Source organism: Jannaschia helgolandensis (genome assembly GCF_900109285.1).
GTDB classification, from domain to species: Bacteria; Pseudomonadota; Alphaproteobacteria; order Rhodobacterales; family Rhodobacteraceae; genus Jannaschia; species Jannaschia helgolandensis.
Genome location: NZ_FNZQ01000001.1, coordinates 1,038,970 through 1,062,004, shown reverse-complemented (window position 1 = coordinate 1,062,004; position 23,035 = coordinate 1,038,970). Strand labels below are relative to the sequence as shown.

Annotated in this window: 22 protein-coding genes; 12 read left to right on the top strand and 10 right to left on the bottom strand. The window is 62.2% G+C overall.

The window, feature by feature from the left end; translation table 11 throughout:
• The first annotated feature begins 1 nt into the window (after window position 1).
• Genes BMY38_RS05195 through BMY38_RS05180 form a run of 4 tightly spaced genes read left to right on the top strand, consistent with a single transcriptional unit; the run spans window position 2 to window position 4,252 of the window.
• Window positions 2-883, top strand: coding sequence for a 2-dehydro-3-deoxygalactonokinase (locus BMY38_RS05195; protein WP_092760380.1), 882 nt, complete (start codon window positions 2-4; stop codon window positions 881-883).
• Window positions 880-1,500: a 2-dehydro-3-deoxy-6-phosphogalactonate aldolase gene (locus tag BMY38_RS05190; RefSeq protein WP_092760378.1), complete on the top strand. Its 621-nt coding sequence runs from the start codon at window positions 880-882 to the stop codon at window positions 1,498-1,500. The genes BMY38_RS05195 and BMY38_RS05190 overlap by 4 nt, the downstream gene beginning before the upstream one ends.
• Window positions 1,497-2,360, top strand: a complete 864-nt coding sequence (locus tag BMY38_RS05185) for an SMP-30/gluconolactonase/LRE family protein (RefSeq protein ID WP_092760376.1) — start codon at window positions 1,497-1,499, stop codon at window positions 2,358-2,360. The genes BMY38_RS05190 and BMY38_RS05185 overlap by 4 nt, the downstream gene beginning before the upstream one ends.
• Window positions 2,357-4,252: a beta-galactosidase gene (locus tag BMY38_RS05180; RefSeq protein ID WP_092760374.1), complete on the top strand. Its 1,896-nt coding sequence runs from the start codon at window positions 2,357-2,359 to the stop codon at window positions 4,250-4,252. Before BMY38_RS05185 ends, BMY38_RS05180 begins: the two co-directional genes overlap by 4 nt.
• Here the strand turns inward: BMY38_RS05180 and BMY38_RS05175 are convergent.
• Together BMY38_RS05175 and BMY38_RS05170 are read right to left on the bottom strand one after the other, a co-directional pair.
• Window positions 4,236-5,213: a type I glyceraldehyde-3-phosphate dehydrogenase gene (locus BMY38_RS05175; RefSeq protein ID WP_092760372.1), complete on the bottom strand. Its 978-nt coding sequence runs from the start codon at window positions 5,211-5,213 to the stop codon at window positions 4,236-4,238. The genes BMY38_RS05180 and BMY38_RS05175 overlap by 17 nt on opposite strands.
• Window positions 5,210-6,559 carry an aminotransferase class III-fold pyridoxal phosphate-dependent enzyme gene (locus tag BMY38_RS05170; protein ID WP_092760370.1) on the bottom strand — a complete coding sequence of 450 codons (1,350 nt, stop codon included), beginning with the start codon at window positions 6,557-6,559 and terminating at the stop codon, window positions 5,210-5,212. Before BMY38_RS05170 ends, BMY38_RS05175 begins: the two co-directional genes overlap by 4 nt.
• 202 nt (window positions 6,560-6,761) lie before the next feature.
• Between BMY38_RS05170 and BMY38_RS05165 the strand changes: the two genes are divergently transcribed.
• Window positions 6,762-7,640 carry a porin family protein gene (locus tag BMY38_RS05165; RefSeq protein WP_139204657.1) on the top strand — a complete coding sequence of 293 codons (879 nt, stop codon included), beginning with the start codon at window positions 6,762-6,764 and terminating at the stop codon, window positions 7,638-7,640.
• A gap of 73 nt (window positions 7,641-7,713) precedes the next feature.
• Here BMY38_RS05165 and BMY38_RS05160 read toward each other — a convergent pair whose 3' ends face one another.
• The 7 genes from BMY38_RS05160 to BMY38_RS05130 all read right to left on the bottom strand — a co-directional run bounded on the left by BMY38_RS05160 (window position 7,714) and on the right by BMY38_RS05130 (window position 14,363).
• On the bottom strand, window positions 7,714-8,064 hold the full coding sequence (locus tag BMY38_RS05160; RefSeq protein ID WP_092760366.1) for an H-type lectin domain-containing protein: 351 nt from the start codon (window positions 8,062-8,064) through the stop codon (window positions 7,714-7,716).
• A 132-nt stretch (window positions 8,065-8,196) separates the two neighbouring features.
• Entirely contained in the window at window positions 8,197-8,601 is a 405-nt protein-coding gene (locus BMY38_RS05155) for a F0F1 ATP synthase subunit epsilon (RefSeq protein ID WP_092760364.1), read from the bottom strand.
• 3 nt (window positions 8,602-8,604) lie between these two features.
• Window positions 8,605-10,029: a F0F1 ATP synthase subunit beta gene (gene atpD / locus BMY38_RS05150; protein WP_092760362.1), complete on the bottom strand. Its 1,425-nt coding sequence runs from the start codon at window positions 10,027-10,029 to the stop codon at window positions 8,605-8,607.
• A gap of 46 nt (window positions 10,030-10,075) precedes the next feature.
• Complete coding sequence (locus tag BMY38_RS05145) at window positions 10,076-10,948, bottom strand: F0F1 ATP synthase subunit gamma (protein WP_092760360.1); 873 nt, start codon at window positions 10,946-10,948, stop codon at window positions 10,076-10,078.
• Between the two features lie 9 nt (window positions 10,949-10,957).
• On the bottom strand, window positions 10,958-12,496 hold the full coding sequence (gene atpA / locus BMY38_RS05140; protein WP_092760358.1) for a F0F1 ATP synthase subunit alpha: 1,539 nt from the start codon (window positions 12,494-12,496) through the stop codon (window positions 10,958-10,960).
• A complete protein-coding gene (locus BMY38_RS05135) occupies window positions 12,496-13,056 on the bottom strand; it encodes a F0F1 ATP synthase subunit delta (RefSeq protein WP_092760356.1) in 561 nt (186 codons plus the stop codon). The genes atpA and BMY38_RS05135 overlap by 1 nt, the downstream gene beginning before the upstream one ends.
• Before the next feature lie 554 nt (window positions 13,057-13,610).
• A complete protein-coding gene (locus tag BMY38_RS05130) occupies window positions 13,611-14,363 on the bottom strand; it encodes a class I SAM-dependent methyltransferase (protein WP_092760354.1) in 753 nt (250 codons plus the stop codon).
• A gap of 57 nt (window positions 14,364-14,420) precedes the next feature.
• On the opposite strand from BMY38_RS05130, the gene gloB reads away from it, so the two are divergent.
• From gloB to BMY38_RS05115, 3 genes are all read left to right on the top strand, one after another.
• On the top strand, window positions 14,421-15,182 hold the full coding sequence (gene gloB / locus BMY38_RS05125; protein ID WP_092760352.1) for a hydroxyacylglutathione hydrolase: 762 nt from the start codon (window positions 14,421-14,423) through the stop codon (window positions 15,180-15,182).
• 156 nt (window positions 15,183-15,338) lie between these two features.
• Entirely contained in the window at window positions 15,339-17,672 is a 2,334-nt protein-coding gene (clpA, locus tag BMY38_RS05120) for an ATP-dependent Clp protease ATP-binding subunit ClpA (protein ID WP_092760350.1), read from the top strand.
• Window positions 17,673-17,932: 260 nt separating this feature from the next.
• Window positions 17,933-18,829, top strand: a complete 897-nt coding sequence (locus BMY38_RS05115) for a M23 family metallopeptidase (RefSeq protein WP_092761223.1) — start codon at window positions 17,933-17,935, stop codon at window positions 18,827-18,829.
• Window positions 18,830-18,832: 3 nt separating this feature from the next.
• Here the strand turns inward: BMY38_RS05115 and BMY38_RS05110 are convergent, their stop codons facing one another.
• Window positions 18,833-19,234, bottom strand: coding sequence for a rhodanese-like domain-containing protein (locus BMY38_RS05110; protein WP_092761221.1), 402 nt, complete (start codon window positions 19,232-19,234; stop codon window positions 18,833-18,835).
• 64 nt (window positions 19,235-19,298) lie between these two features.
• Between BMY38_RS05110 and BMY38_RS05105 the strand changes: the two genes are divergently transcribed.
• The 4 genes from BMY38_RS05105 (at window position 19,299) to BMY38_RS05090 (ending at window position 22,968) form a co-directional block, all read left to right on the top strand.
• Entirely contained in the window at window positions 19,299-20,036 is a 738-nt protein-coding gene (locus BMY38_RS05105) for an SDR family NAD(P)-dependent oxidoreductase (protein ID WP_092760348.1), read from the top strand.
• A 2-nt stretch (window positions 20,037-20,038) separates the two neighbouring features.
• Entirely contained in the window at window positions 20,039-20,386 is a 348-nt protein-coding gene (locus BMY38_RS05100; RefSeq protein WP_092760346.1) for a RidA family protein, read from the top strand.
• Window positions 20,387-20,498: 112 nt separating this feature from the next.
• Complete coding sequence (locus tag BMY38_RS05095; RefSeq protein WP_092760344.1) at window positions 20,499-21,350, top strand: SDR family oxidoreductase; 852 nt, start codon at window positions 20,499-20,501, stop codon at window positions 21,348-21,350.
• A 73-nt stretch (window positions 21,351-21,423) separates the two neighbouring features.
• Window positions 21,424-22,968 carry an alpha-amylase family glycosyl hydrolase gene (locus BMY38_RS05090; protein ID WP_092760342.1) on the top strand — a complete coding sequence of 515 codons (1,545 nt, stop codon included), beginning with the start codon at window positions 21,424-21,426 and terminating at the stop codon, window positions 22,966-22,968.
• Window positions 22,969-23,035: the final 67 nt, after the last annotated feature.

Genomic DNA, 23,035 nt, shown 5'->3' with positions numbered 1-23,035 from the left:
TATGACCCGTTGGATCGCCGTTGACTGGGGCACGACCGCCCTTCGTATCACTCTCATGTCGGGCGACCGCCCGCTGGACACGCGCGCCAGCGGCGATGGCATGAATGCCTTGACCCGCGACGCGTTCGAGCCGACGTTTATCTCTCTCGCGGACGATTGGATCGACGGAAATATTCAGGTTTTCATCTGCGGCATGGCCGGTGCGCGACAGGGCTGGGCCGAAGCTGCCTACCGCACCGTTCCCTGCTCGCCACTGGATGGCGGATTGCTGCGGGTCGAGACCACCGACCCCCGTCTCGACGTTCGCATCGTGCCGGGTGTCCGGCAGGTGTCGCCGCACCCCGACGTCATGCGCGGGGAAGAGACTCAGATTGCAGGAATTTTACGCAATATCAGTGACCTGGACGGCGTCGCCTGCCTGCCTGGCACGCATACGAAATGGGCCCACATCAGCGCCGGTGAAATCGTCAGCTTCCGTACCGTGATGACCGGCGAAATCTTCGCAACCATTTCCAATCATTCTGTTTTACGTCATTCTCTGACGGGCCACGGCTGGGACGAAGACACCTTTCTCTCCGCCGTCTCCGATACCCTGTCCCGCCCCGAACATCTGACCGCCCGTCTGTTCGAATTGCGTGCAGCCGACCTGTTGCATGGGCAGGACGCCGCCATCGGGCGCTCCATCCTGTCAGGCCTCTTGATCGGATCGGAACTGGCAGCCACCAAACCATGGTGGCTGGGGCGCGACGTTGTGCTGACCGGATCGCCCAAGACCACTCGAGCTTATGAATGCGCCCTGAAATCCCAAGGGCTTACCCCTCGTATCCTGCCCGCCGACGAGATGACGCTCGCCGGTCTGACCGCCGCCAAGGAGCATCCATGACACGTCCCCTGATTGCCATCCTGCGCGGCATCACGCCCGATGACGCAATTGCCGCCTGCGCTGCCCTGATCGACGCCGGGATCACCATGATCGAGGTGCCGCTGAATTCCCCCGAACCGCTGTCGTCCATCGCGGCCATGGCCGATGCCCATGGCGATCGCGCCCTGATCGGTGCGGGGACCGTGCTGACCCCGGCCGAGGTGCAATCCGTCGCGGAAGCCGGGGGCAAGCTGATCGTGTCGCCCAACGCCGACCCCGAAGTCATCGCCGCAACCCGCGCTGCCGATCTGCAAAGCTGGCCCGGCGTTTTCACCCCGACCGAGGCCTTCGCAGCCCTAAAGGCCGGTGCGACCGGGCTGAAGCTGTTTCCCGGCGCCATGGCCGGACCGTCGGGCCTTATGGCGATGCGCGCCGTTTTGCCGGCCGGAACAAAGGTTTATGCCGTCGGGGGCGCAGGGCCTGAAAATTTCGCAGAATGGCTGGGCGCCGGGGCAGACGGATTCGGTCTTGGCACCGCTTGCTATGTTCCGGGCCTGCCCATCGAGGATATCTCCGCCCGCGCGCATCGCATCGTGGCCGCCTATGACAAAGCCGCCGGGGCTGGCGTCCTGGTATGACCCCTGTTCGCATCCACGATGATCGCGTCTGTACCCTGGGCGAAGGGCCGCTCTGGCACCCGGAGCGCAATCAATTGTTCTGGTTCGATATTCTGGAAAATAGACTGCTGTCGCGCGACGACGGCACACCGCTCGACTGGACATGGGACGAAACCGTCTCCGCCGCCGGTTGGATCGACCGCGACACATTGATGGTGGCAGGGGAATCCGCGCTATGGCAGTTCGACATCGCGTCGGGCGACCGCAAAAAGATCGTACCGCTGGAAGCCGACCGCCCCGACACGCGATCCAACGATGGCCGCGCCGATCCTCTGGGGGGCTTCTGGATCGGCACGATGGGCCGGAATGCCGAACCGGACGCGGGCGCGATCTATCGCTATTTCCGGGGCGAGGTTCGCAAGATCTACCAGGACGTGACAATCCCCAATTCGATCTGCTTCTCGCCCGATGGCGACACCGCTTATTTCGCCGACACGGCCAAGGGCGCGGTCTGGAAACAGCACATCGACCGCGCCGGATGGCCGTCGGGCAAGCCGGAGATATTTATTGATTTCTCGGGCGTGGGCATCGTCCCCGACGGCGCGGTCTGCGATGCGCAGGGCAACGTCTGGATCGCACAATGGGGCGGCTGGCGGGTAGCCTGCCACGGACCCGACGGGCGGTTCCGCATGGCGCTGTCGTGTGGCGCGGCCCATACAACATGCCCCGCGTTCGGTGGCGACAATCTGCGCCAGATGTTCGTCACCTCGGCTACAACGGGGTTGGAGGACGGCGCACTGGAACATCAACCCGGTGGTGGCTGCACATGGGTCGCCGACGTGCCCGTCAAGGGCTTGCCCGAGCATAGGGTGATCTTGTGAAACGCACGCTCGGCACTTGCTACTACCCGGAACACTGGCCCCGGACGCAATGGCCCGATGACGCCCGTCGGATGGCCGATCTGGGCCTGACGTGGGTGCGGATCGGAGAGTTCGCCTGGAGCCTGCTGGAGCCTTCGTTCGGCGATTACCGCTGGGATTGGCTGGACCGCGCCGTGGACGTGCTGACCGATGCCGGGCTGTCCGTTGTGCTGGGCACGCCTTCTGCCACGCCGCCCCGCTGGATGCTGGACCGGCACCCCGACATGCTGGCCCATGATATCGAAGGGCGACCGCGCGGCTTCGGATCGCGGCGGCATTATTGCTTCAGCCATGACGGCTACCGGGACGATGCGGCGCGGATGGCCGGGCAGATGGCCGAACGCTATGGCGACCGGATCGCGGCCTGGCAGATCGACAATGAATACGGGTGCCATGATACGACAGTCAGTTATTCGCCTGCCGCGCGCGACGCTTTTCGCATATGGCTGAAAGACAGGTACGGGACCGTCCGGAACCTGAATGACGCATGGGGCAATATATTCTGGTCCATGCACTACGACAGCTTCGATCAGATCGGCCTTCCCAACCTGACCGTGACCGAACCGAATCCGGCGCACGCACTGGCCTTCCGCCGCTTCAGCAGCGATCAGGTCATTCGCTGGAACGCCGCTCAGGCCGACGCCATCCGCGCCCATTCCGACGCGCCGGTTTCGCACAACTACATGGGGCGCGTGACTGACTTCGATCATTTCGAAACGGGTCGTCAGATGGAAATCGCGACCTGGGACAGCTATCCTCTCGGCTTCCTGCTGGACCGCGTGCCAGGCGGTGACACGGCCGCCTTTCTGCGCCAGGGCGACCCGGATTTTCAGGCGTTTCACCACGATCTCTATCGCAGCGTTGGAACTGGCCGCTGGTGGATCATGGAACAGCAGCCCGGTCCGGTGAACTGGGCGCCGTGGAACCCGGCACCCCTGCCCGGCATGGTGCGCCTGTGGTCGTGGGAGGCATTCGCCCATGGCGCAGAGGCAGTCTGCTGGTTCCGCTGGCGACAGTTTCCCCAGGCACAGGAGCAGCAACACGCCGGTCTTCTGCGTCCCGATAGCAGCGAAGCGCCCGGCTTTGCCGAGGCCGCTCAGGTCGCTCGCGAACTGGCCGATGCGCCCGACGTGGTGCCAGCGCAGGCCCCGGTCGCGCTGATCTTCGACTATGTTTCGCAATGGGCGTGGGAGGTGCAGCCGCAGGGTGTGGGCTTCGATCACTTCACCTTGTGTTTCGAGATGTATCGCGCGCTGCGGTCGCTGGGTCTGTCCGTCGATATATTGCCGCCTGATACGGCCAGTCTGGACGGCTATGCCCTGACTTTGGTGCCGGGGTTATTGGCGATCGGCGATCCCCTGCGCGCCGCAATCGACGCCGCCGAGGGCCTGGTGGTGACCGGGCCGCGCACCGATCTCAAGACGCCGGAGCTGGCAATACCGGTGCCGATGGGGCCCGATCTTCCGGGCTTGGCGGCGATGTCGACCATGGAGGAGACGTTTCCGCCCTTCGCGGAACGCCACCTGTGGAACGGCGGCAAGGTGACGCTCTGGCTTGAACATTTGGAAACCTCGGCGCAGGTCGTGGAGGCGACGACCGATGGGGTCCCGGTTCTGATCCGCAGCGGAAAACGCCTGCATCTGGCGGGTTGGCCCGACCTGTCTGCGGCCCGGCGTATCCTGCGGGATCTGGCGCATGAGGCCGGGCTGGATGTGCGCGACCTGCCGGACGGGTTGCGGATACGGGATACCGGAAACGAACGCTTCGTCTTCAACTACGCCGCCGAACCGCGCAGTTTCGATGACCACGATCTTGCGCCCGCTGGGGTGCTGCGTCTTACCCGTCCATCCTGAGGCCAAGTTCCAGCATCCGGTTCGCGAAGCCCCATTCGTTGTCATACCAGCCGAAGACCCGGACCAGACCGCCTTCGGCCACGCGCGTCTCGCCGCTAGCGTGAATGAAGCTCTCGGACCGGCCGCGCAGATCCGAGGACACGAGCGGTTCATCCTCGACGCCGATAACGCCGCCCGCAGCCCGCAGCGCGCCGTTCACCTGATCCACCGTCGCAGGATGTCCCGGCAGAAACGAAAGATCCACGGCGGACACGCTGGCCACCGGCACACGCACCGACTGACAGGGCACGCGCCCGGCCAGATGCGGCAGAACCTGATCGACCAGACGCCCGGCACTTGTCGTTGTCGGCACCATCGACAGCGCTGCGGCGCGGGATCGGGCCAGCGGGCCACCCAGCGCCATGTCCACCGTCGGCTGGCTGCCGGTGTAGCAGTGGATTGTCGTCATCGACCCGGCCACCACACCGAACGTCGCGTCCAGAACGGCAAGCAGCGGGGCGACCGCGTTGGTGGTGCAGCTGGCGTTCGAGACGATGCGGTGGGCGGGGTCCAGCATCGCATCGTTCGCCCCCAGCACGATCGTCGCGTCGGCGACAGCCGAGGGCCCGGACATCAGCACCTTGCCCGCCCCGGCCAGTAATCCACGCTCGACTTCGGGGCGGGTGTCGGCGTGGCCGGTGCATTCCATCACCAGATCGACGCCGCCAAGCGACAGCGTTCGCAGGTCCGGTGTGCGGTGAAACGGGATCGCGTGACCGTCGATGACCAGGGCACCGTCCTGCGTTTCGACCGTGCCGTGCCATGGACCGAAAACGCTGTCGTATCTGAACAGATACGCACAGGTATCCAGCGGCGCGATGTCGTTGATGCCGACCACTTCAATGCCCGTGCCGGCACCCTTCAGATGCGCGCGCAGAATCGACCGTCCGATCCGTCCGAAGCCGTTGATGAAGACCTTCACGCCGCGCCGACCGCGCCCAGCCCTTCATCCAGCGCGCTGACGATGCGGTCGCAATCCGCATCCGTCAGGATCAGGGGCGGCGACATGACGAGGTTCGTGCCCGACCAGCGGACCATGGCACCCGCCTTGTAGGTCGTCTCGAAAATGCGCCCGGCCCGGGCCGGATCCATCGTTTTGGCCTGCCGGTCGGACACGATCTCCAAAGCGCACATCAGACCTTCGCCCCTTACATCGCCGATAGCGTCATGCCGGGTCGCGAGATCCTGCAACCCGGCTTTCAACCGCGCGCCCTGATAGGCCGCCTTGTCCCAGAGCGTCAGACGCTCGGTCTCGTCGAGACAGGCAAGGGCAGCGGCGCAGCCGACGGGGTGGCCGGAGTAGGTATATCCGGTGCCGATCATCGCACCGCCGTCGCCTTCGAAGACTTCGGCCAGCCGGTCGTTGGCCATGACCGCCCCCATCGGAAAATACCCCGATGTCATCGCCTTGGCCAAACACATCAGATCGGGTTTCACGCCCCAATGCCGCGCGCCGGAGACGTCGCCCGTGCGCCCGAAACCGGTGATGACCTCGTCCGCGATCAGCAACACGCCGTGGCGGTCGCATATGTCGCGCACGCCCGGCATGAACGACGGATGCGGTGCAATCACGCCACCCGCGCCCAGCACCGGTTCCATGATGAAGGCCGCCACAGTCGATGGCACCTGCATCTCGATCTCGGCCTCCAGCGCACTGAGGCACAGGGCCGCCAGCCGTTCCGGGTCGCTCTCGTCGAAGGGATTGCGATAGGCATAGGGCGCGGGGACATGGAAACAGCCGGGCAGCAGCGGCTCGTAGGGTTCGCGGAATGCAGGGTTGCCGTTTACCGATGCGCCACCCCAATGCGTGCCGTGATACCCTTTGCGCAGCGCGATGAACTTGGTCCGCGACGCCTCGCCCCGCAGACGATGGTATTGCCGCGCCAGTTTTAGCGCCGTATCGACGCTGTCGGACCCGCCCGAAGTGAAGAAGGCGCGCGTCATGCCGTCGGGGCCGAACATCCCGGCCAGCCTGACCGAAAGCTCGATCGCCGCGTCGTTCGTTGTGCCCTTGAAGGCCGAATAATACGGCAATCGCGTCAATTGGGCGGCGATGGCGTCCTTGATCGGCTGGCACGAATAGCCAAGGTTCACGTTCCATAGCCCGCCAACCGCGTCGATTGTCGTATGCCCCTCCAGATCGGTAATCGACACACCGTCGGCCCCGATGATGATTTTGGGCGGGTTGGCCTGCATTTCGCCGGGATGGGCCATCGGATGCCACAGGTGGCGGGCGTTCATCTCGGTCAGGAAGTTATTATCGCGCATATGTGGTCTCCCGATCCCCATGGCCGTCGACCGGTGTCACTGTCGACCGGTGCTACTGTCGAAGTTCAAAACCCTTCGACTTCCGTCCTGCACCTTTCCCTGCCTGTTGCAAACTGTGACGCATCGGTTCTGTGCCGATCTTCGCAGATTATGGCAAACCGGGGCGTAAGAATTTTCACTCACATTCACAAAAAGTAACGGCATGTATTTTCAGTTTTCTACTTTTACAGGAGTAGCGGTCGCAGTCGGTCTTTTGACTGGCGTTCAGGCGAACGCGCAGTCGATCGGATCGCTCGGCCTGTTCGGCGAAGGTTACCTTGCCTGGGATCAGTCCAAATATTACAGCAGCGACGACGACGACGAAACGCTCGACGGCGACGGCTATAGCCTCGGTGGCGTCATCGGCCTGAACTACAACGGATTCATCGCGTATATCGACGCCAACAAGTTCGACCGCGATCTTGCCGATGAAACCGATGACTTCGATCAGGAAGCCCCTTTCGGTGCGCGGTCGTACGGTTTGCACGCAGGTTACGACTTCGCCCTTCCACAGGGAAATCTCTATGCCGGGGCGTTCTACGGCAAGAACGAATTCCAGGGTGACGACGCAGCATCGCCGAACGGTTATGTCGATGGCGATCTCTACGGTATCGAAGCAGAATATCGCTTCTCGAACTACTCGGTTTTCGCGCAGTACGGACGTGCGGACATGGTAGGGGACGTCGGAGATACCGCGTTTGATGGCGATTTCATGCGGGTCGGCTTCAATGCCAACATCGATCGGTTCGACTTTGTCATGGATTATGAGTCGGGCCGGTCTGACGACATATTCGAAGATAGCGGCGACTGGGGCGAGTACCGCACGTTCGGCGTCGAACTGGATTATCAGGTTACCGACCGCGTTTCTGCCTATGTCGCGTATACGGACATGGACTTTGATGCAAACGACGAGGACTTTGGCACCGATCAGTTCGTTAGCCTCGGTGTCCGCGTTGCATTTGGGGAAAAGGGTCGGCGCACGAACCTGACCACGACCTACATGCCGGGCCTTGCAGCCGCTTGGGCTGAAAACCTCGACTGAAAATCCTTCGGGATGAACCTTCTGCGAAGCGGCGCCCTTGTGGCGCCGTTTCACATTGAACGCACTATCGGTTTCAATATACGTCCCATTCGTCTTCCGCCCGAACCTCGCCGATTGCGGTCCAGTCAGCGCGGACGCGCGCGACGCGGGTATCCCCCCAGGTTCGAAAAATCAGGTCAAAGCCGGTCGGGCTGACATTGCCATGGGTCAGATCTGCGCGTTGGTTCGAACCTTCGTCCATGTCGAACATCGCAAGGCCGGTCAGAATGGCGGGCACTGATTTGAACGACTCGTCGAAGTCGATCCGAACACGCGCCTCGCGCGGACCGGTCCCCGTCCACATGGCACCGCCGTCCTCGAAATCCGAGAACATGACACGGCTGCCCTGCTGGACGCCGATCAGATGGTTGGCCAGTCTTCGCATGCTTTCGTACCCGTCCGGCCCGTTCGGGCCGAGTCCAGACTTACCGGCAAAGATGCAGAAATCACGCCCAAAAAAGCAAAGACCCCGGAAATATTCCGGGGTCTGCTGTATTTCCTATCACCGACAGGGCGATCAAAGATTAGCTTGTTTCGAGTCCAGCCCGATATGGCCACCCATCGCCACCATGTCCGCCAGCAGCTTGGCCGCAGAGTCGACGAAGTCGGGGGCAGCTTCCTTGTGGGCGACATGTGCTTCGGCAACCCAGTCGTCGTAGACCTTCTGCGTCACATCGGACACGTGAAGCGCGCGTTCGGCCAGCACGGTGACGCCCGCACCGATTTCGGCAAAGCCACCGGTCACGGCATAGGAGTCTTCGCCACTCGATGTCTCGATCGTCAGGATACCGGGGCGAAGCGACGTAATGGTCGGCGCGTGGTCAGCCATTGCGGTCATGTCCCCGTCGGCGCCGGGGATGCGAACGGCATTGACGTCTTTCGACGCCAGCCGCCGCTCGGGTGAGACGAGTTCGAACTGCATGGTTTACGCGGCCTCCGCTGCCATCTTCTCGGCCTTGGCCTTCACTTCCTCGATGCCGCCAACCATGTAGAAGGCGCCTTCGGGCAAGTGATCGTATTCGCCCGCGACCACGGCCTTGAAGCTTGCGATCGTCTCCTCCAGCGGAACCTGCTTGCCGTCGGCCCCGGTGAACACCTTGGCGACGTCGAACGGTTGCGACAGGAAACGTTCGATCTTGCGGGCACGGGCAACAGCCAGCTTATCTTCTTCGCTGAGTTCGTCCATGCCCAGAATCGCGATGATATCCTGCAGCGACTTGTAACGCTGAAGAACGCCCTGCACGTCACGGGCCACGTTGTAGTGTTCCTCGCCCACGATGGACGGGTCCATCAGACGCGAGGTGGAACCAAGCGGGTCAACTGCCGGATAGATGCCCTTTTCCGAGATCGCACGGTCCAGAACGGTGGTCGCATCCAGGTGCGCGAACGAGGTGGCGGGCGCGGGGTCGGTCAGGTCGTCCGCGGGCACGTAAACGGCCTGCACCGAGGTGATCGAACCCGCGTTTGTCGAGGCGATACGTTCCTGCATGGCACCCATGTCGGTGGCCAGCGTCGGCTGATAGCCCACGGCGGAGGGAATACGGCCCAGAAGCGCCGACACCTCGGAGCCCGCCTGCGTGAAGCGGAAGATGTTGTCGACGAAGAACAGCACGTCGGAGCCGGATTCGTCGCGGAATTGCTCGGCCAGGGTCAGGCCGGACAGGGCAACGCGCATCCGCGCACCCGGAGGTTCGTTCATCTGGCCATAGACCAGTGCGATCTTGGACTTCTCCAGATCGTCGGGAACGATGACGCCGGATTCGATCATCTCGTGGTAAAGATCGTTGCCTTCACGCGTCCGCTCACCCACGCCAGCGAACACCGACAGACCCGAGTGCACCTTGGCGATGTTGTTGATCAGTTCCATGATCAGAACCGTCTTGCCCACGCCGGCACCGCCGAAGAGGCCGATCTTGCCGCCCTTGGTATAGGGGGCCATGAGGTCGATGACCTTGATGCCCGTCACCAGGATTTCGGTCGCCGTGGACTGCTGGGCGAAAGTCGGGGCATCACCGTGGATCGCACGGGTTTCCTTGGTCTTGACCTCACCCTTTTCATCCACGGGATCGCCGGTCACGTTCATGATCCGGCCCAATGTGGCAGTGCCCACGGGAACGCGGATCTGATCGCCCGTGTCGGTCACTTCCTGACCGCGGACAAGGCCTTCGGTCGCATCCATCGCGATGGTGCGGACCGTATTTTCGCCCAGATGCTGCGCGACCTCGAGGACAAGGCGGCTGCCGTGGTTCTCAGTCGTGAGCGCGTTCAAAATCTGCGGAAGCTCGTCGTCGAACTGGACGTCCACGACGGCGCCGATGACCTGGGTGATTTTTCCGACTGCGTTTGCCATGTCGTCTGTCTCCGGTTTCTGTCGAGGTGCCGCGGCACCCCCGTACTCAAAGCGCCTCGGCGCCTGAAATGATTTCAATCAGCTCGCTGGTGATAACGGCCTGGCGCGAGCGGTTGTATTCGATGGTCAGCTTGTCGATCATCTCGCCCGCGTTCCGCGTCGCGTTGTCCATGGCGGACGTCCGCGCGCCCTGTTCGGACGCCCCGTTTTCCAGCAGAGCCGCGAAGATCTGCGTGGCGACGCCGCGCGGCAGCAGATCGGCGAGGATCGCCTCTTCGCTGGGCTCGTAGTCGTAAAGGGTCGAAACTTCGTCGCCACTGTCTTCGAACTTGGCGGGGATGATCTGCTGTGCCGTCGGCGTCTGTGCGATGACCGACTGGAACGACGCATAAAAAATCGTCGCCACGTCGAATTCTTCCGCTTCGAACCGCTTGAGCACATCGGACGCGATGCCAACGGCATCGGAGTAACCAATCCGCTTGACGTCGGACAGGTCGACATGACCCACCGAATATTGGCCATACTCTCGCTTGAGCGACTCACGACCCTTCTTGCCGACCGTCAGGATCTTGACGGTCTTGCCCTCACCCAGAAGTTTCTGGGCATGAGTCTTCGCCAGCTTGGCTATATTGGCGTTGAAGCCGCCGCACAGACCGCGTTCGGATGTCATGACGATCAACAGGTGCGTCTTGTCGGACCCCGTCCCGGACAGAAGCCGGGGCGCGGTATCAGACCCGCCGACAGACGCGGCCAATCCACTCAGAACGGCATTGAACCGTTCGGTATATGGGCGCGACGCCTCGGCGGCATCCTGTGCCCGCCGCAGTTTAGCGGCGGCCACCATCTGCATGGCCTTGGTGATCTTGCGCGTGGATTTCACGCTCGCGATCCGGTTTTTAAGGTCCTTGAGGTTGGGCATATCTGGCGCTTACCCGAAGGTCTTTGCGTAATCGTCGATAGCCGCCTTGATACGGTCTTCGGCATCGCCTTTGATTTTCGGATCTTCCTTGGAGATGAAGTCCAGCACATCCTTTGCCGGACCGCGCAAATGTGCCAGCAGGCCGGCTTCCCAGCGTCCGACATCCTTGACCCCGACCTTATCGAGATAGCCCTTGGTACCTGCATAGATAACGCAGACAATTTCAGCATTCGACAGCGGCGAATACTGCGGCTGCTTCATCAGTTCGGTCAGGCGCGCGCCCCGGTTCAGCAACTGCTGCGTCGAGGCGTCGAGATCGGAGCCGAACTGCGCGAAGGCAGCCATTTCGCGGTATTGGGCCAGCGAGAGCTTCACCGGACCGGCAACCGACTTCATCGCGTTCGTCTGCGCCGACGACCCGACGCGCGACACCGACAGACCGGTGTTCACAGCGGGACGGATGCCTTGGTAGAAAAGTTCCGTTTCCAGGAAGATCTGGCCGTCAGTGATCGAGATCACGTTGGTCGGAATGAACGCCGACACGTCGCCGCCCTGGGTTTCGATGATCGGCAGGGCCGTAAGGGAGCCATTGCCCGCCTCGTCGCCCAACTTGCACGACCGCTCCAGCAGGCGCGAGTGGAGGTAGAACACGTCGCCCGGATAGGCTTCACGTCCGGGCGGACGGCGCAGGAGCAGCGACATCTGACGATAGGACACGGCCTGTTTGGACAGGTCATCGTAGACGATCAGGGCATGACGACCATTGTCGCGGAAAAACTCGGCCATTGCGGTCGCCGCGTAGGGTGCGAGGAACTGCATGGGCGCGGGATCGGAGGCGGTGGCCGCGACGACGATGGAATAGTCGATGGCGCCGGTCTCTTCGAGACGCTTGACCAACTGGGCCACGGTCGACCGTTTCTGGCCGATGGCGACATAGACGCAATACAGCTTCTTCGATTCGTCGTCACCCGCGGCCTTGTTGTAGGACGCCTGGTTCAGGATCGCATCCAGCGCCACGGCAGTCTTGCCGGTCTGGCGGTCGCCGATGATCAGCTCTCGCTGACCGCGACCGATCGGGATCATGGCATCGACGGACTTCAGGCCGGTCGCCATCGGCTCATGAACCGATTTCCGTGGAATGATGCCCGGTGCCTTGACGTCGGCGACGCGACGCTCGGACGCGTTGATCGGACCCTTGCCGTCCAGCGGGTTACCCAGACCGTCGACGACGCGTCCCAGCAGTTCGTTCCCGGCCGGCACGTCCACGATCGAGTTCGTGCGCTTGACAGTGTCGCCTTCCTTGATGTCCCGGTCCGAGCCGAAGATCACCACGCCGACGTTGTCGGATTCCAGGTTCAGGGCCATGCCCTGAATGCCGCCGGGAAATTCGACCATCTCGCCGGCCTGGACGTTGTCCAGACCGTAGACGCGGGCAATGCCGTCCCCGACGGACAGCACGCGACCGACTTCGGCGACTTCGGCGTCCTGTCCGAAATTCTTGATCTGATCTTTGAGGATCGCGGAAATTTCCGCTGCCTGGATCGCCATTACCGAACCTCTTTCATCGTATTCTGGAGTGCGTTGAGCTTCGCGCGGATCGACGTATCGATCATTCGCGAGCCGATCTTGACCACGAGACCGCCGATCAGGCCGTCATCGATGGTGACATCTAGTTTCACGTCCTTGCCGGTCGACTCTTTCAGGGCCATCGACAGCTTGTCGGACTGGGTTTTCGTCAGGGCCTTGGGCGACCGGACTTCGGCGGTGACTTCGCCGCGATTGTCCGACAGCATGCCTTTCAGGACGGCGACCATCTGCGGCACGACGAACAGGCGACGCTTGCCGGCCATCAGCCTGAGAGTGTTGGACAGAACGGTGCCGAGACCCATCTGCGACGCCAGCGCCCCAAGGGCTTTACCCTGGTCCTCGCGGGTGATCACCGGCGAGGTCAGGACATCGCGCAGATCCTGCGAAGCGCGTATCGCCTCGTCCAGCGCCGTCACGTCGGCTTCAAGTTTCTTCAGATCGCCGCTGTCACGGCTTAGGTCGAAGACGGCCTGCGCGTAACGCACGGCGATCCCCATGGAAATCGAAGCTGGTTCGGACACGTCCACCCTTTCGACAGTCTCTCGGGCGTCATCGGCAAACCCCGAGGCAACCCACGTCAGACCTGTCCCCGAGAGGAGCAGATCACGAAATCGCGCTTCCTCTAACAGAGGGGTTCGCACCCTGCAACAGCGCCGAAGGGCCATAGACCCCTTCTTTTGAATGCCATCACCGGGGAGTCGCCTGACCTCCAGCCAGTCTGCAAAGCTTCCCTAGGGTAAGGTTTCCCATAATCGCGGCCTGACAGATCACGGATCAGGACAAAAGAAGGCTGTCGTCCCTCAAGAACGTCACGCTGCCGAAGATCCCAAATGCCGAGCGAAGCCCTGATCGCGATGCTGCTGTTCCGGATCGTCGGCTGCCCAAACCAGGTCTTTTTGGTGATTCCGCCCGATATCTTGCGCTGAACCTGGGGGGCCTCCTTGTCCTGGCCGACCTGAGGCACTGATTCAATCTGTCGCCCACGACGGTTTCCAATGCGGCCAGAAGGGCGTCACCCGATGAACGGGCGACGTCGCGACAACAAACCGGCAAACTCCGCCCGCATCGGGTCGCGTCAGCCGCTTCGTCCCGACGCGACAGGCTCCGGCACGCCTTCCAGCACGCGCAGGGGACGCCGCACACGGGCCGCAAGGCCGGGCCGGGGCCGCGCAGGCACCTGCTTGGAGACTTCCAGCAGAATAACTCCGCCGCCACCCGACCGCGATAACCGCTGACCCAGACGTTCGATGAAACCCGTAATGCGCAGCCAGAACTTGCCTTCGCTCGGCGGCCCGAACAGGGCGGCGGCATGGCGTTCGGGCACCAGCCCCGCGCGTTTCACCTGTGCCTCCAGCTGACCAAGCGAATAGGGTCGCCCGAAGCCGAATGGCGTCTTGTCCCGCCGCGCCCAGAGGCCGGACCGATTTGGCACGATGAATACCGCCCGCCCGCCCGGACCCAGCACGCGGCAACATTCGTCCAGAACGGCAGTCGGGTTTTCCGACGTCTCCAACCCATGTAACAGGACCAGCTTGTCCACGGCACCGGTTTCCAGCGGCCAGAGCGTCTCCTCGACCAGAACCGAGACATTCACCATGCCCGCAGGCCAGTGCATCACACCCTGCGGCGCGGGCATCAGCCCGACAACGCGCCGCGCGTCCGCCAGATAGGGCCGCAGCAGCGGCACCGCGAACCCGAACCCTACGACGGTCTGGCCCTTGGCTTCGGGCCACATCGCCAACAGCCGGTCGCGCACTGCCTTCTGCGCGGCGCGTCCCAGCCGGGTGCGGTAGTAGAACTGCCGCAGATCGAGAACGTCGAGATGCATAAGACCGTTGCCCTTCAAGCCGCAGATGTCATGCTAGCCGTGCCAGCGGAGAATTGCATGACTCTTATCGACACCCTGATCACCGTTCCCTGTCTGTCGGACAATTATGCATATCTGGTCCGCTCCGGCGACCGCGTGGCCGTGGTCGACGTACCCGATGCCGCGCCGATCCTTGCCGCACTGACCCGGAATGGCCTGAGTCTGACCGACATCCTGTTGACGCACCACCACTGGGACCACATCGACGGCGTGCCCGATCTGGTCGCCGCAACCGGCGCGCAAGTCTGGGGGGCCGCATCGGACGCGCACCGCTTGCCGCCGCTGGATCACGCACTTTCGCCTGGCGACACGATGACCCTCGGCGATGCGCAGGCCCGGATCATCGACGTCTCGGGCCATACCATTGGCCATATCGCCTATCTGTTCGACGGTCTCGCCTTCACCGGCGACAGCCTGATGGCGGGTGGCTGTGGACGCCTGTTCGAAGGCACGCCCGATCAAATGCATGCCAGCCTGTCGCAGTTCGCGGCTCTGCCGGGCGACACGCTGATCGCCTCGGGTCACGAGTACACTGACACCAACCTGCGCTTCGCCCTGTCCCTTGAACCGGATAATCCTGCCATTATCTCTCGAAAAGCCGAGGTGGAGCGGCTTCGCGCGGCAAACCGGCCCAGCGTGCCGTCCACCCTCGACACCGAGCGCAACACAAACCCGTTCCTGCGCGCGCATGAGGCTTCGCTGAAGGCCGCGACCGGAACCACCGGACAATCGGACGAAAACACCTTTGCCGCGGCCCGCTGTGCCAAAGATGCCTTTTGACGGTCAACAAGGCGACAAAGTTGTCGCTCTGCTATCACCACAGGTCACGGATCGGCGACAAAACAATAAAAAGACTTGAAGCCGTGAAGATGACAACCAAAACTTAAAGAAACGCGGCCTACAGTCCCGTGGACCGCATACAGGCAGGAGAACATCATGCCATCGTTCTCGAATACCCTTGAACAAGCCATTCACGCCGCATTGGCGCAGGCCAATGCCCGTCGCCATGAACTAGCGACGCTCGAACATCTTCTGTTGGTTCTGATTGACGAACCTGATGCCGCCCGCGTCATGCAGGCCTGCGGCGTCAATCTGGACGAGCTCCGTCAGACGGTCGAGGATTTCATCGAAGACGATCTGTCTACGCTGGTCACCGACGTCGAAGGCTCCGAAGCGGTCCCCACCGCCGCCTTCCAGCGCGTCATCCAGCGCGCCGCGATCCATGTTCAGTCGTCCGGCCGGACCGAGGTGACGGGCGCGAACGTGCTTGTCGCCATCTTTGCGGAGCGGGAATCCAACGCCGCCTATTTTCTGCAAGAGCAGGATATGACCCGCTATGATGCGGTGAATTTCATCGCCCACGGCGTTGCCAAGGATCCAGAGTTCGGGGATCACCGCCCGGTGCAGGGGTCCGATGACGACGACAGCTTCGGCGACACCGAGCAAGCGGGTCCGAACCCGTCCGAGAACCGCGAAAGTGCGCTGGCGAAATATACCGTCGATCTGAACAAGAAATCCGTAAAGGGCGATATCGACCCCCTTATCGGACGCGAATTGGAAGTCGAGCGCGCGATTCAGGTTTTGTGCCGTCGCCGCAAGAACAATCCGCTGCTGGTGGGCGACCCCGGCGTGGGCAAGACCGCCATCGCCGAGGGCCTGGCCCGCAAGATCGTGCTGGGTGAAGTACCTGCCGTTCTGTCGGGTGCGACGATCTATTCGCTCGACATGGGCGCACTCCTGGCCGGAACCCGCTATCGCGGCGATTTCGAGGAGCGCCTTAAGGCCGTCGTGACGGAGCTTGAGGAACATCCCGACGCGGTGCTGTTCATCGACGAGATTCACACCGTTATCGGTGCCGGTGCCACCTCCGGCGGCGCGATGGATGCCTCCAATCTGCTGAAGCCTGCGCTGGCGGGTGGCAAGCTGCGGACGATGGGATCGACGACCTACAAGGAATTCCGTCAGCACTTTGAAAAGGACCGCGCGCTTGCGCGTCGGTTCCAGAAGATCGACGTCAACGAGCCGTCTGTCGAAGACACCGTGAAGATCCTGAAGGGCGTCAAAACTTATTTCGAGGATCACCACTCGATCAAATACACCGCCGATGCGATCAAGACCGCGGTCGAATTGTCGGCGCGTTACATCAATGATCGCAAGTTGCCCGACAAGGCCATCGACGTCATCGACGAGGCCGGGGCCGCGCAGGCGCTGGTGCCCGAAAGCAAGCGTCGCAAGACCATCGGCACGAAAGAGATCGAGGATGTCGTGGCCAAGATCGCCCGCATCCCGCCGAAAAACGTGTCCAAGAACGACGCCGAAGTGTTGCGCGATCTGGAAGGCTCGCTCAAACGCGTGGTGTTCGGTCAGGACGCCGCGATCGAGGCGTTGTCGTCGGCGATCAAGCTGGCCCGTGCAGGCCTGCGCGAGCCGGAGAAGCCGATCGGCAACTATTTGTTCGCGGGTCCGACCGGCGTCGGCAAGACCGAGGTCGCCAAGCAGCTTGCCGATACCCTCGGCGTGGAAATGCTGCGCTTCGACATGTCGGAATACATGGAAAAGCACGCCGTCTCGCGTCTGATCGGTGCGCCTCCGGGCTATGTCGGGTTCGATCAGGGTGGTCTGCTGACCGACGGAATCGACCAGCATCCGCATTGCGTTCTGCTGCTCGACGAGATCGAAAAGGCGCACCCGGATGTGTTCAATATCCTGCTGCAGGTCATGGACCATGGCAAGCTGACCGATCACAACGGTCGGGCGGTGGATTTCCGGAACGTGGTTCTGATCATGACGTCGAACGCCGGTGCCTCCGACGCTGCCCGCGAGCCGCTGGGCTTTGGCCGACACAGACGCGAGGGCGAGGATACCGCCGCGATCGAACGCACGTTCACACCGGAATTCCGCAACCGTCTGGATGCAGTCATCAGCTTCGGCGCGCTGCCCAAGGATACGATCCTGCAGGTGGTCGAAAAGTTCGTGCTGCAACTGGAGGCCCAGCTTCTGGATCGCAACGTTTCGATCGAGCTGACCAAAGCGGCGGCCGAATGGATCGCCGACAAGGGCTACGACGACAAGATGGGCGCGCGTCCCCTGGGTCGCGTGATCCAGGAATACGTCAAGAAACCGCTGGCCGAGGAACTTCTGTTCGGCAAGCTGGCGAAAGGCGGGCTGGTAAAGGTCGGCGTCAAGAACGGTGCTCTCGATCTGCGGATCGAGGAGCCGGGTGCCCCCCGGATCAGCAAGAAGAAGCCTCCTCTTCTGACCGCAGACTGATACGGATAAATGATCAAAGGCCCCTGCATGGCGCGGGGGCCTTTTGCGTTTCGGGTCTGCACCTGACAACATTTGATTGCTCCAAGGGCTGCGGTCACCGGCCTGTCCGGAAATCCCATAGGATATTCATGCCCCGTCTCGCCTGCATTCTGGTCTTCATATCCGCCATCCTTGCGATGACGCGATCAAGATCATGTCCTGTGCGCGGTTATCCGGCGCTGACGGGAAGGCGATTCGCGGGACCGGTCAACACGACACGAATGCTCGTCCTTTTCTGTTTTGCGACCCCGACACTGGCACAAGACCTGCAACTGCGGCTGCCGCTTGACTGCACGTTGGGCGACGACTGCTTTGTCCAGCAATATGTCGACGCCGACCCCGGACCCGGCGCCCGGGATTTTACCGGCGGGCCGCTGACGTATGATGGCCACAAGGGTACCGATATCCGTGTTGCCGATGACGAAACCATGAAGGCAGGCATTCCAATCCTGGCCCCGGCGGCGGGTCGGGTCATCGGCGTCCGCGACGGCACGCCGGACGGCACCCGCGTCGCAGGACAGGACTGTGGCAACGGTGTCGTGATCGACCATGGCGGCGGATGGCAGACGCAATTGTGCCATCTGGCCAACGGTTCGGTCACAACGGCAAGGGGCAATACCGTGACAGAGGGCCAGCCGCTCGCCCTTATGGGCCGGACCGGACAGACAGAATTTCCCCATGTCCATATCGCCGTTCGCCGGGACGGCGCGGTCGTCGATCCGTTCGTTGAGGCCCTCTGGCTAGAGGCGCCGATCTACGAAGCCGGAGGCCTTCTGGCGGCGGGATTCTCCGATGCAATCCCGGAATACGATGCCGTCAAGGCCGGAACTGCCGACGCAGCTAACCTGCCCGTCGATGCGCCTGCATTGGTATTATGGGGGTCGATCTACGGCAGTCAGGCAGGCGATGTTCTGCGCCTGACCATTCGCGGTCCGCGCGGCAAAGAGATCCTGTCGCAAGACGTCGCGCTGGATCGCACACAAGCGCAGGCGTTCCGCGCCGTCGGGCGTCGCCTGAACGCAACAAGTTGGCAGGGCGGACGCTATATCGGACTGGTCGTTCTGTTCCGCGGTGAGGCCGAACTGGACCGTATCGAAACGCAGGTCATGCTGGACTAAGGGTCACCCTGGCGCACCGGATTTGATTGCGCCCTTGGGCACTGGCATTTCGATGTCACCGTCTGCCGCTTGCCATGCTTCAAACCCACCGACCAGATGTGCGACCTTGAATCCCATATCCTGCAATGTCGCCGCCGCTAGGGCGGACCGCCAGCCCATCGCGCAGTGAAGGACAAACGGTCCCGGCCCGGCAAAGACTTCGCGATGATAAGGCGAGGTCGGGTCCCACCAGAATTCCAGCATGCCGCGCGGCGCGTGGATCGATCCGGGGATGAACCCCTTGGCCCGTTCGCGCACGTCACGGATGTCGACCACCACCGCGTCCGGCGTGGCTATCAGGCGCGCGACGTCCCATTCCTCGATCCGGGCACGGGCCTCGGAGACCAGTTGTTCGACGGTTTTCATGGCTGCCACGTTGACGCCCCGCCGCGCCGGGGGCAAGCCTTGGCGTGAAACGAAAGGACATCATATGGAATGCATCGCGCTTGTCACCGGCGGGGCGCAGGGCATCGGCCTTGCCTGCGCCGAAGCCCTTGCCGAAGACGGATACCGCATCGTACTGGCCGACGTGAAGGACAGCGTTCACGACGCGGCGGCCAGCCTGGGCGGCACTGGGTTCATTTGCGATATGGGCGATCCGGAGCAGATCGCCGCGCTCTTCGACAAGGTCGAGGCCGAGGTGGGGCCCGTCCACACGCTGGTCAACAATGCGGGCATCGCGATTGCAGGCGACTTCCTGACGATGCCGTTGAGCGATTTCCAACGTGTTATCGACATTAATCTGACCGGCGTGTTCCTTGCCACCCAACGGGCCGCGCGCACCATGGTCGAGCGCAAGATAGAAGGCGCGATCGTTAATATGTCGTCAATCAATGCGCAGGTCGCGATCCCCGCGATCGCCGGATATTGCGCATCGAAGGGCGGCGTGATGCAGTTGACCAAGGTGGCGGCGCTGGCGCTGGCCCCGCACAACATTCGGGTCAACGCAGTGGGACCGGGCAGCATCGACACCGACATGATGGCGGCCGTGAACGCTGACCCCGCAGCCTTCGACCGGGCGATGTCGCGCACCCCTCTCAAGCGGCCCGGCACGGCGCGTGAAATCGGCGATGTGGTCGCCTTTCTGGCCAGCGCGAAGGCAAGCTATATTACCGGCGAGACTATCTATGTCGACGGCGGCCGCCTTCCCCTCAACTACACGGTGTAATCATGACTATCGCACGCAGCCATACGACCCAGCGGATGAGCCAGATCGTCCGGCACGGCGACACGATCTATCTGGCCGGACAAGTGGGTGACGGTGTATCCGTGGCCGATCAGACGCGATCTTGCCTTAACAAGGTCGATGCCCTGCTGGCCGAGGCAGGGTCCGACCGAGATCATCTATTGCAGGTAATTATCTGGATGGCCGACATGGCCGATTTCCACGAAATGAATGCAGTCTGGGATGATTGGGTGCCCGCAGGTCAGGCCCCCGCCCGTGCGACCGGCGAAGCTCGACTGGCAACGCTCCAGTTCAAGGTGGAAATCATCGTGATTGCCGCCGCCAAATCGTAATCCGCAGGTTCGGCACAATCTCGCTCCGCACATTCACAAATGACAGCGGCACGGAACTCCCGTGCTGCGCCACCGTTGTCCCCGCGAGTCTGCAAATACCAAGGAGACGACGATGAACACCCCAGAAATTCCGGCACAATCCCAAGATTCGATGCCTGCGGACGAGTATAAGATGGACCCGGCTCCTGACTATGCCCCGCGCCACCCCGGCGTTGGCAAGCTTCGCGACAAGGTGGCCTTGATCACCGGCGGTGACAGCGGTATCGGGCGCGCCATCTCGGTCCTGTTCGCGCGCGAAGGTGCGAAAATCGCCATCGCCTATCTGGAAGAGGATCGCGATGCGAAGGAAACCCAGCGTCTGGTCGAGGAAGAGGGCGGAACCTGCCTTCTGATCTCTGGCGATCTGGGCACAAAGGATCATTGCGAGGCCACTGTCAAAGCGGTGATTGACGAATACGGCCAGTTGGACGTGCTCATCAACAACGGTGCGCAGCAGTGGCTGGACGAGGATTTCGCCGATCTGGCCGAGGACAAGATCGACCGGATGATCGCGTCCAATATAAAGGCCTATATGTTCACAACCCAGGCCGCGCTGCCGTATCTGAAGAAAGGTGCGGCGATCATCAACACGTCTTCGATCAACGCTTTCGCGGGTAAGGGAAGTCTCATCACCTACTCGATGACGCGTGGCGCGTCATTAGCCTTCAGCCGGTCGCTAGCGGGCAATCTGGCCGACAAGGGTATCCGCGTGAATTCCGTTGCACCCGGTCCGATCTGGACGCCGTTCATCCCCGGCACCTTGCCTGCTGACAAGGTCGAGAATTTCGGCACCGACACACCGTTGGGGCGCGCGGGCCAACCGTGGGAGGTGGCGACGGCCTATCTGTTCCTCGCGTCATCGGACGGCAGCTATTATACCGGCCAGACGCTGCACCCGAACGGCGGCAAGGTGGTCGGTGCCTGATCCGGCCCTAGTTTCGACAAGACCCGAGGCGTTCCGACAGGGGCGTCTCTCTTTTTTGCACTAGGAGCCTGACTTGTCCCTTCCCGCCTGGCCCGCCGCACCAGTCATCTATCAGATTTATCCTCGTTCCTACATGGACACGACCGGCAGCGGCACCGGCGATCTGAACGGCGTCGTTCAGCGGTTGGATCATGCAGCAACGTTGGGTGTAGATGCGGTCTGGCTCTCGCCCTTTTATCCATCCCCTTTGCACGACGGCGGCTATGACATAGCAGATCATTTGAATGTCGATCCCCATTTGGGCACACTTGACGATTTCGACCATCTTGTATCGCGCGCGCACGACCTGGGACTGCGGCTTATAATTGATCAAGTGTTCAATCATACGTCGACGGACGCGCCGTGGTTCATACGGTCGGTCGCAGGAGATCCGAAGTATAGAGACTACTATGTCTGGGCCGACCCCAAGCCGGACGGCACACAGCCGAACAACTGGCTGTCGCAATTTGGCCCACCCGCGTGGACATGGAACCACATTCGCCGTCAGTACTACTTTCACAATTTCACGTCTGCCCAACCCAGTCTGAACCTGCGGAACAGGGACGTGCAATGCGAACTACGAGCCATCATGCAATTTTGGCGCGACCGGGGCGTCGACGGCTTCCGCATTGATGCCGTGACATCGCTGCTGTTCGAATCTTCACTGAAGGACAATCCGCCCGCAACGCCTGAAGAGCAGGAGAAGATGGCTGGTGAGAGTTTCGTGCCCTATACCTATCAGAACCACGCCCATGATCTGCTTCCCGGCGACGGGTTGGTCTTTGTCGAGAATCTGCGCGACTGGGCGGGGGACGACGCCTTTCTGATTGGCGAGGTCACGTCGGGCAATCAATCCGTCGAACTTGCCTGCGGATTGACAAAACCGGAACGTATGAATGCGGCTTACACCACCGATCTGCCCGAGAACAATGCCTCGGCTGCGGCCTATGCCGATATCCTGACCCGTGCCACCAGCCCCTGCAATATTGGATGGTGGCTGACATCGCATGACCAGGCTCGCCACGCGGGCAAGTCCGGCGACGGATCGGCGCGTGATGTTCGGTTTCTTGCAACGGTTCTTGCCACCGCGCCCGGCCCGGTCCTGATTTTTCAGGGTGAGGAGTTGGGACTGACCCAGCCCGACTTGCCCAAGGATGCCGTTACCGATCCTCTCGACCTGCTGTACTGGCCCGATGGTCCGGGCCGCGAAGGCGCTCGCGTTCCACTCCCTTGGACTGAAGGCCACCATCGCGGATTCACCACCGGAACGCCATGGCTTCCGATGAAGTGGCCCGATGGCACATCGGTCGCGGTCCAGCATATCGACGAGGCAAGCAACCTGCGCTTCTATCGCCGTGTCTTTGCATTCAGGCGCGACGATCTGGGTGATCTGACATTGCAGGGTTGGTCAAAGGAGGGCGAGGTCATCACGCTTGAATATCCGGGTGCGACGGTGAAGCTCAACTTCGGCACGACATCAGTCGATGCGCCGAACGGGGCTGATTTCACATCGTCTGACATGGATGACGGCACCCTACCCGGTCGGACGGCAGCCGTCTGGCTGAAGTCGGTGGACTGATCCCGTCAAAGTCCGATTTCTTCCATCCGTTATAGGAAAGGCGCGACCCCGGAAGGTCGCGCCCTGC